The 14,884-nt window shown below is 42.6% G+C and carries 8 protein-coding genes; 6 read left to right on the top strand and 2 right to left on the bottom strand.

Translation table 11 applies throughout. The annotated features are described in order from the left end of the window. Nucleotides 1-254 (bottom strand): transposase (locus tag ENH88_RS08385; RefSeq protein WP_304181583.1); only part of this gene is annotated, 254 nt, incomplete at its 3' end. Nucleotides 255-360: 106 nt separating this feature from the next. Further along, the gene (locus ENH88_RS08380; protein WP_304181581.1) at nt 361-1,986 is read right to left on the bottom strand and encodes an alpha-glucosidase family protein; all 1,626 of its coding nucleotides are present in this window, start codon (nt 1,984-1,986) and stop codon (nt 361-363) included. 723 nt (nt 1,987-2,709) lie between these two features. Here ENH88_RS08380 and ENH88_RS08375 point away from each other — a divergent pair. The 6 genes from ENH88_RS08375 (at nt 2,710) to ENH88_RS08350 (ending at nt 14,843) form a co-directional block, all read left to right on the top strand. Continuing rightward, complete coding sequence (locus ENH88_RS08375; RefSeq protein ID WP_304181580.1) at nt 2,710-5,496, top strand: TonB-dependent receptor; 2,787 nt, start codon at nt 2,710-2,712, stop codon at nt 5,494-5,496. A 92-nt stretch (nt 5,497-5,588) separates the two neighbouring features. Continuing rightward, complete coding sequence (locus ENH88_RS08370; protein WP_304181578.1) at nt 5,589-7,088, top strand: tryptophan halogenase family protein; 1,500 nt, start codon at nt 5,589-5,591, stop codon at nt 7,086-7,088. Nucleotide 7,089: 1 nt separating this feature from the next. Further along, nucleotides 7,090-8,934, top strand: coding sequence for a glycoside hydrolase family 13 protein (locus tag ENH88_RS08365; protein WP_414704823.1), 1,845 nt, complete (start codon nt 7,090-7,092; stop codon nt 8,932-8,934). 123 nt (nt 8,935-9,057) lie between these two features. Continuing rightward, the gene (locus tag ENH88_RS08360) at nt 9,058-10,947 is read left to right on the top strand and encodes an alpha-amylase family protein (RefSeq protein WP_304181577.1); all 1,890 of its coding nucleotides are present in this window, start codon (nt 9,058-9,060) and stop codon (nt 10,945-10,947) included. Then, nucleotides 10,940-12,424 carry an MFS transporter gene (locus ENH88_RS08355; protein ID WP_304181576.1) on the top strand — a complete coding sequence of 495 codons (1,485 nt, stop codon included), beginning with the start codon at nt 10,940-10,942 and terminating at the stop codon, nt 12,422-12,424. Before ENH88_RS08360 ends, ENH88_RS08355 begins: the two co-directional genes overlap by 8 nt. Before the next feature lie 16 nt (nt 12,425-12,440). Next, nucleotides 12,441-14,843, top strand: coding sequence for a glycoside hydrolase family 15 protein (locus tag ENH88_RS08350; protein WP_304181575.1), 2,403 nt, complete (start codon nt 12,441-12,443; stop codon nt 14,841-14,843). Nucleotides 14,844-14,884: the final 41 nt, after the last annotated feature.

Genomic DNA, 14,884 nt, shown 5'->3' with positions numbered 1-14,884 from the left:
TCCGCATCACGAGATAATACGCGAAACAATTCATTCAAAATCCCTTTTTTGGACCATAAATTAAACCGTCTGTAGATAGCACTCCAACTGCCAAAATAAGAAGGTAAATCTCGCCATGGAATACCTGTGCGCATCTTATACAGTGTGCCTTCGAACGTTTTTCTATGGTCGGGCTTATTATAAATTCGACCACTTAAGTACATTGTTTTTGATAAGACATTCCATGTCCCGTCTGTTAACATTAATCTTGGCATGAGGGTTCGGTGTAAAGTTTTCTGGCGAATTCAATTATACCTTATCTTCATGCTGTTTGTTTTTCATACCGCAAAGATCAACACGCCCTAGTAATACGACTAAAAATTAACTAACTGCTGCGTAAAAACAACCAAAACCGGGTAGGGTAAGGGTTTGTTTATCTAAGCTGCCATTGTGATGATTCAGTTCAGTATGTGGCACAATATCAGTGTGTTCAATGTTGAGGCTTGCAGGCTCTTGCGCTAGGTTAAATACGCACAACATAGTCTGGCCTGCAAAACGACGGTAAAAAGCTAACAATGGCTCTGGGGTATTAATAAATTCAATATCGCCTTCGAGTAAAATAGCTTGTTGCTTGCGCCATGTCATAAAATGGCGGAACGCATTTAGAATCGAATCGCTATCGCTATCTTGTTTGCTTACAGCTTGGTGTTTGTGGTTTTCGTCTACCGGTAACCACGGTTTCGTTGCAGAGAACCCGGCCTGTTCACAGTCATCATTATGCCATGGCATAGGCGTACGACAGCCATCTCGGCCTTTAAAGTTTGGCCAAAAAGTTATCCCGTACGGGTCTTGTAAGTCTTCAAACGCCACACTTGCTTCACCTAAACCTAACTCTTCACCTTGGTACATACATACACTACCGCGTAATGAAGCGAGTAGGGCGGTAAGCATTTTACATTGCGCAGGGTTTACTTCGCCATTGTTACTCCAACGACTAGCCACACGTTCTACATCGTGGTTACTAAAAGCCCAGCAAGGCCAGCCTTCAGTCATACGTTCTTCCAGTGTTTTAACTGTTGTGCGAATATACTCACTGCTGTAATCATTGGTTAGTAGCTCAAAACTGTAACCCATATGCAGTTTATCGCCACCGGCGGTGTATTCAGCCATAGTCGCAAGTGAGTCTTCTGATGATATTTCACCCAAAGACACGGTACCTGGATACTTGTCTAACAGGGTGCGAATATCTTGCATAAAGCTGATATTTTCAGGTTGGGTATTATTGTAATGGTGATACTGAAATGCATACGGATTATCTTCGCTAAAACCACGGCCTTGGCGTTTTTCTGGTGGTTTGGCTGGGTTGTCACGTAGTTGTGCATCGTGATAGCAAAAGTTAATTGCATCTAGACGAAAACCATCCACGCCTTTTTTCAGCCAAAATTCAACGTTGTCTAATACTGCTTGACGTACATCTGGATTGTGGAAGTTAAGATCCGGTTGTTCAGTAAAAAAGTTGTGCAAATAATATTGACCACGACGCGGCTCCCACTGCCAAGCTGGGCCACCAAAAATAGAAAGCCAGTTGTTTGGCTGGGTGCCATCTGGTTTTGCATCAGCCCAAACATACCAATCAGATCTGTCGTTAGTTTTGTCTTCACGGCTATCTAAAAACCATTGATGTTGGTCTGATGTGTGGCTCAATACTTGGTCAATAATAATTTTAATATCACGTTGATGAGCTTGAGCAATAAGTTCGTCAAAGTCATTAAGATCACCAAAAAGAGGGTCTACGTCACGATAATCGCTGATATCATAGCCAAAGTCTTTCATTGGCGATTTAAAAAATGGTGAGATCCAAATAGCATCAACACCCAGACTTTTAATATAGTCTATCCGGCTGATGATCCCTTTTAAATCACCGATGCCGTCACCGTTGGTATCTTGAAAACTGCGCGGATAAACCTGATAAATCACTGCGCCTTTATACCACTGCTGTTGAGCCATTTTTTTCTCCATCGTGACAACACTGTCCATTTTACCCTAGCAATTATTGCTGTTTAGAAATGGTGTGTTCGTAATCTTGTTAGCAGTTCGATTAAAACGAACTACGTTATTTTTTAAAAAGCATACGTGAAGGGCTTGATACTGTAAAAAGGATGCATACGTATGCATGCTAAATAGATCGCTTTGACAAGGAAAACAGTCTCAGAAAAACCTATTAACAAAGGTATGTGTTCGGCAAATGAATGTTTACCAATTGTCGTTTTCGTATCATTAACAAAGTAGTAAATCCAATTTAGTGCATATTCTATAGGTTCTGCAGCGTTATGGTGCAGTGCTACCAATGGTCTTACCAATTGGCATTTAGAAAAAGGTGCAACTGAAACGCGCATGTAAAGTGTGAATACACTAATAATTAAGGTCTTAAACTGTAAATTACCGCATTAAAGGAACCCGAAGCAGTGAATATTTCTTTTATAAAATAGAATGCTCAACTGCCCCATCTTTATATCTATAAAAACAAGGTGTTGCCATTATTTTTGTGAATTATTTGTTAAGGTTGTTGGTTTTGCACTAACCTGAATACGTATGCATAAAGTTGTTAATAAAATAAGGCGGGCGTTAATATTCATCCTGACAACAAAATAGCTAACAAATGGTTTTGCTTCTATCACAAGCAACTCGCTAAAAGTTAGTAATATAAAATTGGGTAACGGGAAACACATCATGTCTATGTTCAAACCAAGTATATTAACAATTGCACTTGCAACCGCAGGTATTAGCAGTTTCGCTTCACACGCACAAGAAGAGCAGCCCACCGCAAAGAATGACGTTGAAGTCATTGAAGTTAAAGGTTTTCGTGGCAGCGTAGTTGAGTCAATCAATACAAAACGTTTTTCATCAGAAGTGGTTGAATCTATTTCTGCAGAAGATATTGGGAAACTGCCGGACTCTTCAATTGCCGAATCAATCGCACGGTTACCAGGTTTGACCGCGCAGCGCCTAGATGGCCGTGCCAGTCGTGTAAGCGTTCGTGGTTTTAGTGAAGATGAAAGTGCGACAACCTTTAATGGTCGTGAGCAGGTATCGATTGGTGACAATCGTGGTGTTGAATTTGACCTTTACCCATCTGAAATAATGAGCGGTGTAACCGTATATAAAACACCTAGTGCTAGTATAGAAGCTGAAGGCATCGCCGGTGTTATCGACATGCAAACCGTAAAACCTTTAAGTAAAGGTGAACGCGTGATCATGTTTAATGGTCAATTAGAGCAAACAGGTTTTGATAAGTTAAATCCAGACGGTGATGATCAAGGTTTCCGCGGTACGGTGTCGTATATTGACCAATTTGCCGATGACACCATCGGTGTCGCATTTGCTTACAATACTATGAGCTCGCCAAACCAAGAGAAACGTTGGAACTCATGGGGCTACCCTGAGTTTACAGAAGACAGTGGTGAGACATACTCTATCTTAGGCGGTGCTAAGCCATATGTGCGTTCATCTACGCTTGAGCGTGATTCTACCATGTTAGTTATTGAAGCCGCTCCTACGGACCGCTTAAGCATGACTTTTGACGCTCTTTATATTGATTTTTCTGACGAGCAAATACTACGTGGTATTGAGGTGCCATTTGCATGGGGACAAGGTTCTATTGATCCAGCATCCGTGACTGTCGACAATGCAACTGGCTTTGTTACGAGTGCTGTTACTGAAGGCCAACGTGTTGTTATTCGAAATGACCACCTAGAAAGAAAGGCTGATCTAACACAGTTTGGCTTTAACGTTAAATATGATTTGAGTGATGATTGGAGTACTGAGTTTGACATCAGTCGTTCGGAAGTTGAGCGTCAGTTATGGAGTATTGAAAGCTATTCAGGCACAGGCCGAGGTGATGCTAATGGTGTTGCTGATAACTTAGGTTATACGTTTGACGGTGGTAACACTGGTGCGCAGTTCTCACATGAACTCGATTACAGTGATTACGGCTTAATTCAATTAGGCGGGCCATTATCTTGGGGAGCAAGTGCTGCGCTTAATGATAAATATGGTTTAACTGGCACGCCTTACGAAAATACTGCACAAGATGGTTTTATTAATGCACCAAAAGTTAATGATGAACTAACCACATTAAAGTTTGCTGCTAGCAAGATGCTCGATAATGATTATATTAGCAAAGTTAAATTTGGTATGTCATATCGTGATCGTGAGAAGTCAAAGCTGTCAGAAGGTTACTTCATGACCTTAAAAGACTTCTCGCTTGCAAATCCGGGCATGTTGTCTATTCCTGAGCAATACCGCCTAGGCTCAGTTAACCTTGACTTTATTGGTATGGGAGACATGGTTGCATATGATACAAGGGGCCTAGTAAATGATGGTTACTATGATTTACTACAAGAAAGTCTAACGGACCAAAAACATAAAACGCAATCATGGACAGTGCAAGAGGAAGTTACTGCTTTTTTTGTTCAGGCAGATATTAATGCGGAGCTTGGCTCAATTCCAGTTACAGGTAATATTGGTGTACGTTATGTGCAAACAAAACAGTCATCACAAGGTTCAGCCGCCAACACTATTGATGGTTTAGTTGTTGTATCACCAACGGACATGAGTCATGACTATAGTCATGTTTTACCAAGCATTAACTTATCGTTTGCGATTGATGAAGAGCAAACAATTCGTTTTGGTGCGGCAAAAACAATTTCACGTGCCTTATTAAATGATATGAATGCTTCTGTTAGCGCTTCTTATGGGCAGCAACCAGATGAAAATGGTAACTACTGGACTATCTCAGGAGGCAACCCTGAGCTTGAGCCAAAAGAAGCCACTGGCCTAGATTTAAGCTACGAAAATTACTTTGATGCAGAAGGCTACTTCTCGGCAGCATTCTTCTATAAAGATATCACCCAGTGGATTTTTGATGGCAGCTATGAAGTAGATATGTCGGGTGTTGCAGATCCATCAACAGGTGAAATTCCTGAATTCAGCACAGGTACGGCTTCAGGTATGGTTAATGGCGGCGGTGGTGACCTATGGGGTTACGAGCTTTCATTGGCATTACCATTTAGTATCTTTCACCCATCACTTGAAGGCTTTGGTGTAATCGCCAGCCATACCGGGATTGAACAAGATGTTGAAGATCAATTTGGTAATGACTATAAGTTACCAGGTCTATCTGAGCAAGTTGATAGCTTTACTGTTTATTATGAACGTAATGGTTTTCAAGCACGTACAAGTATGCGTAAACGCAGCGACTTTAAAGGTAATGTAAATGGCTTAGGGCTTGCACCAACTCAAGTAGATATCTTGGGCGAAACGTTATGGGATGCGCAAGTAGGTTATGACTTTAGTGAAGCTGGTGTAGAAAGCTTAGATGGCTTGAGCTTAACCTTCCAAGTGCAAAACATTACAGAAGAACCATTCACTACCCTAAGTGGTGATAACGCACTGCAAGTACGTGATTACCAAGATTATGGCCGTACGTTCTTACTTGGCTTTAGTTACAAGCTATAACATTCTTTAGCGTTGAAAGGCCCTTGTGATTTGTTTTACAAGGGCTTTTTTATATCGACTACACTTAACTAAAAGCAAGTGGAGCAGGTGCTATGCAGAATAAACAAATAAAAGACGTGGTAATAGCTGGTGGTGGCACTGCGGGTTGGATAACCGCAGCCTTACTAAATAAAGTGCTAGGTAAAATAGTTAATATTACCCTGATTGAATCTGACCAAATTGGTACTGTGGGAGTCGGTGAAGCGAGTATTCCGCCAATTCAACATCTTAATGCTGCATTAGGAATTCGTGAAAGTGAGTTTATTAAGGCGACACACGCTACGATTAAGCTTGGTATTGAATTTGAAAACTGGCGAGCACCACAACACAGCTACATGCATGCTTTTGGTGAGATAGGCAAAGATCTCCCGTTTTGTGAGTTTTATCATTATTGGTTGAGGGCCAAGCAACAAGGCATTAATGCTGACTTTTGGGATTTTTCACTTAATTACCAAGCGGCCAAACAGCATAAATTTGCTCATTTAAAACATATTCCTAATACCCAGCTTAGTGGTTTAAATTACGCTTATCATTTTGACGCTACCTTGTACGGGGAATTTTTAAAAGAGCTGACTATATCACGCGGTGTTAAACGTATTGAGGGTAAAATTGCGGATGTTAAGCAATGCCCAGAGAGCGGTTTTGTAAAGGCACTTGAGCTGTTAGATGGGCAAATAATTTCAGGCGATTTATTTATAGATTGCACAGGGCTAAGCGCACTGCTAATCGAAAAGATCTTAAATACTGGGTTTGAGGATTGGTCACATTGGTTACCTTGCGACAGTGCTATTGCCGTACAAACTAAAACCACTACAGATCCAGCGCCTTATACGCGTTCAATTGCTCACGACGCTGGTTGGCAGTGGCAAATACCGTTGCAACACCGTGTTGGTAATGGTTTAGTATATTCAAGTCGTCATATTGCTGATGAGCAAGCTAAGCTGAAACTGCTTGATAATATTCCCGGTGAACCAATTACAGAGCCTAGAGTGATTCGTTTTAAAACTGGGCGTCGTCGTAAGCAATGGCACAAAAATGTAGTGGCCATTGGTCTATCCAGTGGTTTTTTAGAGCCGTTAGAATCGACTAGTATTCATTTAATTCAAACGGCGGTAATTCGCTTAATTAAATTATTTCCCCACCAAGGGATCAAACCTGTTTTAGTCGATACCTTTAATAAGCAAAGCAAAACCGAAGTTGAGCGAATAAGAGATTTTATTATTCTGCATTATAAACTGACCGAGCGTGATGACAGCGCATTTTGGCGTCAGTGTAAACAAATGGATATTCCAATATCGCTGCAAAACAAAATCGATTTATTTAAGCAAACAGGTAAATTAACTAGAGAAGATGATGAACTTTTTGCCGAAGTTGCATGGCAGCAAGTAATGATAGGTCAAGGGCTTGAAGCACAGGATTATCACCCACTCGCAGATGCACTGAGTGATGAACAACTCGCAGAGTTATTTAGTCATTTAAAAACGCTGATCAGCGCTACGGTAAATCACTTGCCGACCCATAGTGAATTTTTAGCGAGGATGAAAAATAATTAATATGAAATCACTCATGCACACTTTTTTACTAAGCACGCTTTTAGGTATGTGTTTAAACGTCAATGCAATAACTGCATCACCACAAAACTGGTGGGTTGGCATGCACAGCAAGCAATTACAAATTATGCTGCATGAGCCAAATGTTGCTAAGCAGCAATGGCAACTTGAATCACATGCTGGCGTTGAGTTAACAAGCATTACGCATACGGATAACCCAAATTACGCTTTTCTAAATCTTGCAATAAACCCAAGCGCAAAGCCTGGTGTGTTAGTATTTAGCAGCAAATCAGGGGAGCGTTTTGAGTATCAATTGCATGCACGTAAAGCTAATAGCAGTAAACGCAGTGGTTTTAATAGCAGTGATACCATTTACTTAATTAACCCGGATCGCTTCGCTAATGGTGATAGCAGCAACGACACCGTAAAAGGAATGCTTGAGGCTGCAAAGCCAATTGAGCGAGGCGGGCGTCACGGTGGGGACATTCAAGGTGTGATCAACGCACTGCCGTATTTACAAAAACTGGGCGTTACCCAGCTTTGGTTAACGCCAGCGCTTGAAAATGATATGCCTAGCTATTCTTACCATGGTTATGCAATCACCGATTTTTACACTATCGACCCGCGCATGGGCTCAAATGAACTGTACCGTGATCTATCTGCTACAGCAAAACAACATGGTATAGGTTTAGTGATGGACTTAGTGCTGAATCACTTTGGCTCTGAGCATATCTGGATGACAGATAAACCCACAGCAGATTGGATCAATTTTAATGGCGAGTTTGCAAACGGTAACCATGCTACCAGCCATGCTCGTCAAACTATTCAAGATCCCCATGCCAGCGAGTTCGATAAACGCCAGTTTAGCGATGGCTGGTTTGTTGCCACTATGCCAGATTTGAACCAGCGCCAACCATTACTAGCAACTTACTTAATTCAAAATGCGATATGGTGGATTGAGTACGCCGACTTAAGCGGTATTCGCGTTGATACCTATTCATATTCAGACAAAGCCTTTTTAGCTGACTGGACTAAAGCCATAATGACTGAATACCCTAACTTTAATATTGTTGGGGAAGAGTGGACCTCAAACCCCGCCATCGCCTCCTACTGGCAAGCTGGCAAAGTTAATAATGATGGGTATACATCAAGTTTACCAAGCGTGATGGACTTTTCATTACAAGAGTCACTTATTCAAGCACTTAATGAAGAGGAAAGTTGGAACACCGGCTGGGTTAAAGTGTATCAATCAATCGCCAATGACTTTTTATACCCAAACCCAGACAACTTACTGGTGTTTGCCGATAACCACGATATGAGCCGAGTTTATACTGAGCTTAAGCAAGATTTAGCGAAAACTAAAATGGCGATGACATTGCTTTTAACTACCCGTGGTATTGCGCAAATGTACTACGGTACCGAAGTTTTGCTTGATAACACGGGCAGTAATGATCACGGTGATATTCGCATTGATTTCCCCGGTGGCTTTAAAGGCCAACCAAGTAATGCGTTTACAGGGCAGGGCTTATCAGATGAGCAGCGTGATATGCAGCAAACCATTACCACTTTACTTAATTTTAGAAAGCAAAGCCCAGCAATAGCGCAAGGTAAACTGACTCACTTTAGCCCTAAAGCAGGTATATACAGCTATGCGCGGATCAGTGATCAGCAAACGGTACTGGTGTTTTTAAATAAAAATACCGCAGCAAAAAGCTGGTCATTAGCATATATGCAGGAGGTTATTGGGCAACATAAACAGGCCATAAACCTTTTGACTAACCAAGCAATTAGCCTAATTGATACAGTGACTTTAGCGCCTATGAGTGCAACGGTATTAATAATTGAATAAAGCCTGTGTGAATACGTATGCAGCCGCTGTCAGTCAGTGGCTGTTCACTTTAGTATTAAATTTATAATAAAAATGACGTTTAAATGACAATCCATTAAAACGTCAGATCTAAGTAAGAACATTATGACAACAAACAAAACCACAATTAGTACATTTAAATATGGCTCATGGGTATTAGCTAGTAGCTTATTGTTATCGAGCTGCTCAGATGAGCCCACAATCCCCAGTGCCGACAAAAAAGTAGCTGAACAAGTTAACGAACATTCAAAGCCGGTGGTTTACCAAGTATTCACCCGTTTATTTGGTAATACCCAAACAGCCAATGTGCCATGGGGAACCAAAGAGCAAAATGGCGTAGGCACATTTAGTGATTTTAACGATGTCGCATTAGCAGGTATTAAAGAACTTGGTACCACCCATATTTGGTATACCGGCGTGCTTCACCACGCGCTGGTAGGCGATTACAGCCAATATGGAATTAGCCAAGATGATCCGGATGTAGTGAAAGGCCGTGCCGGCTCTCCTTATGCTATTAAAGACTATTACGATGTAAACCCTGATTTAGCAATCAATCCAGAGCGCCGCCTTGAAGAATTTGCGGCATTGATTGAGCGCACCCACCAACACGGTATGAAAGTGGTGATTGATATTGTGCCAAATCATGTGGCGCGTCATTATCAATCTACTGCTAAACCTGCTGGTGTGAAAGATTTTGGTGAGCAAGATGACACCAGCGTAGAGTATGCCCGCGATAATAACTTTTACTACGTTACTGGGCAGTCATTTCAAGTACCAACCAGTGAAAATTACCAAGTACTGGGCGGTAATACCCACCCACTTGCAGACAACTTATTTGATGAAACGCCTGCAAAATGGACTGGTAACGGTGCCCGAGCTGCCAAGCCTGATAGTAACGATTGGTACGAAACGGTTAAAGTTAACTACGGTGTAAAACCCGATGGTAGCTACGACTTTCCAACGTTACCAAACGATTATGCCAATCAAGATTTACGCGCGCACTTTGAATTTTGGCAAGATAAAGAATTGCCAAACAGCTGGTATAAATTTCGTGATATCGCGTTGTATTGGCTCGATAAAGGCGTAGATGGTTTTCGCTATGATATGGCTGAAATGGTGCCCGTGGAGTTTTGGAGCTTTTTAAATTCATCTATCAAGATGCACAACCCAGAGGCATTTTTACTAGCCGAAGTATACAACCCAGATTTATATCGCCCGTATATCCAGCAAGGCAAAATGGACTACTTGTACGATAAAGTGGGCTTTTACGACACCCTAAAGGCCGTGATGCAAGGCACTCAAGCCGCGAGCAGCATTTTTGCAGCACAGCAACAAGTGGCAGATATTGAACAGCACATGCTGCATTTTCTAGAAAACCATGACGAACAACGCATTGCCAGCCCAGATTTTGCAGGTAGCAGTGAAAAGGGCAAACCCGCATTGGTAGTATCAAACCTTATTAGCCGCTCGCCAACACTATTATATTTTGGCCAAGATGTAGGTGAAGATGGCTCTGAAGAGGCTGGTTTTGGCAAACCAACTCGCACCAGTATTTTTGATTATATTGGCGTGCCAGCGCATCAAGCGTGGATGAACAACGGCAAGTTTGATGGCGGCGCATTAACTGCCGAGCAAAGTCAGTTACGTGAATATTACAAAGCGGTTATGGCGTTGAGTAAACATCCTGCGGTTGTTGCCGGTGACATGCACCCGTTAACAGTGACAGGTAGCGACCAAGTTGCCGCGTTTAGCCGCAGTATTGGTCAACAACACATTTGGGTGGTGAGCAACTTTGCCGAGCAAGAAAATACGGTAAGTATTGATATTCCACTTAACACATTAGCAAACCACAAACAGGCAGAGCAGCAATTACTTGATCTGCTCGAAGCTAATCAAACTGCCGTGTTAACAATCACACCTGAGCAGGTAAAAATCAGTTTAACGTTAAATGCGCTTAGCAGTGCAGTATTGACCACTGGAGCACATAATGAATAATAACAAACCCAACCTAAGCTTTTGGCAAATATGGAACATGTGCTTTGGCTTTTTAGGCATTCAATTTGGTTTTGCATTACAAAACGGTAATGTCAGCCGTATATTTCAAACCTTAGGCGCGAATGTTGATGATATTCCTATTTTATGGATTGCTGCGCCGTTAACGGGCTTAATTGTGCAGCCAATTATTGGCTTTTGGAGCGACAAAACCTGGGGCAAACTAGGTCGCCGTCGGCCATTCTTTTTATATGGTGCAATCCTCACCACCTTGTCGTTATTTATTATGCCAAACTCACCCACGCTATGGATTGCGGCAGGTATGTTGTGGATCATGGATGCCTCTATTAACGTCACTATGGAACCGTTTCGGGCTTTGGTTGGCGATAACCTCAATAAAAAGCAACGAGCAACTGGGTATGCTATGCAAAGCTTTTTTATTGGTGTAGGCGCGGTGGTGGCATCGGCCTTACCTTGGATGATGACCAACTGGTTTGATATTGCTAACACCGCAGCCGCTGGGCAAATTCCTGATTCTGTAAAATATTCGTTTTACTTTGGTGCGGTTATTTTATTTGTCGCGGTTGGCTGGACCATAGTGACCACCAAAGAATATTCACCCAAAGAACTTGCCGAGTTTAACCAACAAGACGCCAATGCATCAGAGCAGGTTATTGAAAATAAAGTTAATTTTAATAAAGGCGCGCTGATATTTATTGGCTTAGGGGTTGCTGTATTAGCCTTGGTTGTTGGCCTTAAGCTTGAAAAAGAGTTGTATTTACTTTCCGCTGGATTGATCTCTTTTGGCGTGATCCAATTTATAGCAGCGCGGTTAAAAGCAACAGGTAAAACATCGGGTGGTTTTTATCAAGTGATCAACGATGTATTCACTATGCCAGAAACGATGAAACAACTGGCGTGGGTGCAATTTTTTAGCTGGTTTGCGTTATTTGCAATGTGGATTTACACCACTTCAGCGGTAACCAGTTTTCATTATGGTAGCAGTGATACCAGCTCAGTTGCTTACAACAATGGTGCAGATTGGGTTGGCGTATTGTTTGCTGCTTACAATGGGTTTGCTGCACTGGCCGCATTGTGTATTCCATTCATTGTGAAAAAAATCGGTATACAGTGGGCGCATTGCTTTAACCTTATTTTAGGGGCGCTAGGTCTGGCGAGTTTTATTGTGATACCCGATCCGCAATTACTTATTTGGCCAATGATAGGTATTGGTTTTGCGTGGGCGTCAATTTTATCGCTGCCGTATGCAATGCTGAGCACCTCAGTGCCGAGCCATAAAATGGGCGTGTTTATGGGGATTTTTAACTTCTTCATTGTGATCCCACAATTACTTGCCGCCAGTATTTTAGGCTTAATTTTACGCCACTTTTTTGATAACCAGCCTATTTACGCATTATTGCTGGGTGCGCTGTCGTTGGTGTTTGCCGCAATTGCCGTGCTGCGCGTTAAACAATCATAATTTTAGGGGACACACAGTGAAAAACTATAACATTATTACCGCAACTATACTGGCCCTTGGCCTTAGCGCGTGTAGCTCTGAGCAAGCTGATACACCCAAACCAAGTGTGCAGTTATCAGCGCCAGGCGCCCCCGGCGCCGAGCCATTTTGGGCGTATTCGGGTAAAACTGGTATTGGTACCTCGTTTGAGCAATATCAAGATGGCCAATACAGTGATAGTGCCGCCACTGGCACAGTGTCAAAAGTATGGTTTTCCATTGCCAAAGGCATGATCACCGAAACCATGTTTGGGCTTATTCACCAAGCACAAATTAAAGACATGCAATTTATAGTGGTGGGCAAAGACTTTACCGTTACAGAAGCGGATGATTTAGATGTAAGCATTGATTACTTATACAAAGATCAAGCAGGGCGGCCATTATCGCTGGCTTACAAAGTAACAAGCAAAGACAAGCAAGGGCGCTTTAGTCTCGAAAAACACATATTCACCGATCCAGACGGGCAAACATTATTTGTACGCAGTATATTTAATACTGAGCTTGAAGGGGTAAAAGCCTTTGTTAATGTTAACCCATACATTGACAATAATGGCCTAGATGACTTTGCAAAAACCACCGAGCAAGGGCTGGTTGCGTGGCAAGATGATAATTATTTAACGTTACAAAGCGCACAACCTTTTAAACAAACAAGTGTTGGTTTTATAGGTGTGAGTGATGGTTTAAGCGAGCTTAAAACAACCCAGCAGCTTACCAAGGTTTATAAAAACACCGGTGAGCAATCGGGTAATGTGAGTTTATTGGCAGAGCTAGGTGAAATTGGCAAAAATAGTCAGTTTGATTTAACCCTTAGTTTTGGCAACAGCGAGCAAGCCAGTTTTAAAGAAGGCCAAGCAAGTTTAGCCCGTGGTTATCAAACTGTACTTGATAACTACAATGGTAAAGGTGAGGCGATAGGCTGGCAGGATTACCTTAGCAGCTTGGCACCTCTTGCAAGCCTAGTGAACAGCAGCGCAGATAACGGCAAATTACTGTACACCAGTGCCATGGTGCTAAAAGCGCAAGAAGATAAAACTCATGCCGGTGCGCTTATTGCGTCTTTATCTAACCCATGGGGCGAAACGGTCTCTGCTAAAACAGGCTCTACCGGTTATAAAGCGGTATGGGTGCGTGACTTTTATCAAGTGGCGATGGCATTTATGGCCATGGGCGATACCCACACTGCAAAAACCGCATTCGAATATTTAGATAAAGTGCAAGTCAACCAAAATACCCCAGGTAACCAAGGTGATACAGGCTGGTTTTTACAAAAAACGCATGTTGATGGCGAGCTTGAGTGGGTAGGCGTGCAGCTTGATCAAACCGCGATGCCGATTATGCTAGCGTGGAAGCTTCACCAAGCAGGTGTATTAACTGATGGCGAGCTCACAGATTGGTATGGGCGTATGTTAAAGCCCGCGGCTGATTTTTTAGTGGATGGCGGCCGCGCTAAAATTTTATGGAACGACACACAAATAACACCACCGGCCACGCAACAAGAGCGCTGGGAAGAGCAAGAGGGTTATTCACCGTCAACCAGCGCAGCGGTTATAGCGGGTTTAATTACCGCCGCCGACATTGCCAAAATGGCGGGTGATGAGGCCAATGCTAAGCGCTATCTTACAACCGCAAAAAGCTATAATGCCGACATTGAAAACACCATGTTTACAACCCAAGGCAACCTTGACTCAAAAGCAAGCGACGGCGAATATTTCATTCGTATTGGCCAAGATAAAGACGCCAATTCAAACACTAAAATTAGTGCCAATAATGGCCGTGAAGGCTTTAATAAAAAGCAAATTCTCGACGGCGGCTTTTTAGAGCTAGTACGTTATGGAGTTAGAGATGCCAACGCACCGAGTATTGTTAAAACCTTACCTGAGTATGATGATCAAAGCTTAGAAGATAACTTGCAAGTGCATTACACATTTGAGTTTGCCGACGGCTCAGGCACTTTCTCTGGCTATCGCCGTTATGGCAACGACGGTTACGGTGAAGACGAAGTAACGGGCGCAAACTACGCTGAAGGCGGCATAAAAACCCCAGGGCAACGTGGGCGAGTATGGCCGTTTTTTACCGGCGAGCGAGGTCATTATGAAATTGCTGCCGCTAATGCCACAAATAGCCTTGATACCACTAAGCAAAACGCCATCAAAAACACCTATGTAAAAGGTATGGAAACATTTGCTAACCAAGGGTTTATGCTACCAGAGCAAGTATGGGATGGCGTAGGGGTTAATAAAGCAGGGTATAAGCTAGGCGAGGGCACTAACTCAGCCACACCACTGGCGTGGACCCATGCTGAATACATCAAACTACTTCGTTCATTACACGACAAGCAAGTGTGGGATCATTACCCCGTGGTTGAAAACGCACTGCAATAACCTTTTCCAGCAAATGACTAGCCGTATTAACTTACGGCTAG

The organism is Pseudoalteromonas prydzensis, from assembly GCF_011050055.1.
GTDB lineage: Bacteria > Pseudomonadota > Gammaproteobacteria > Enterobacterales > Alteromonadaceae > Pseudoalteromonas > Pseudoalteromonas prydzensis_A.
The sequence above is the reverse complement of the archived record's forward strand: the minus strand, read 5'-3'. Positions and strand labels throughout refer to the sequence as shown.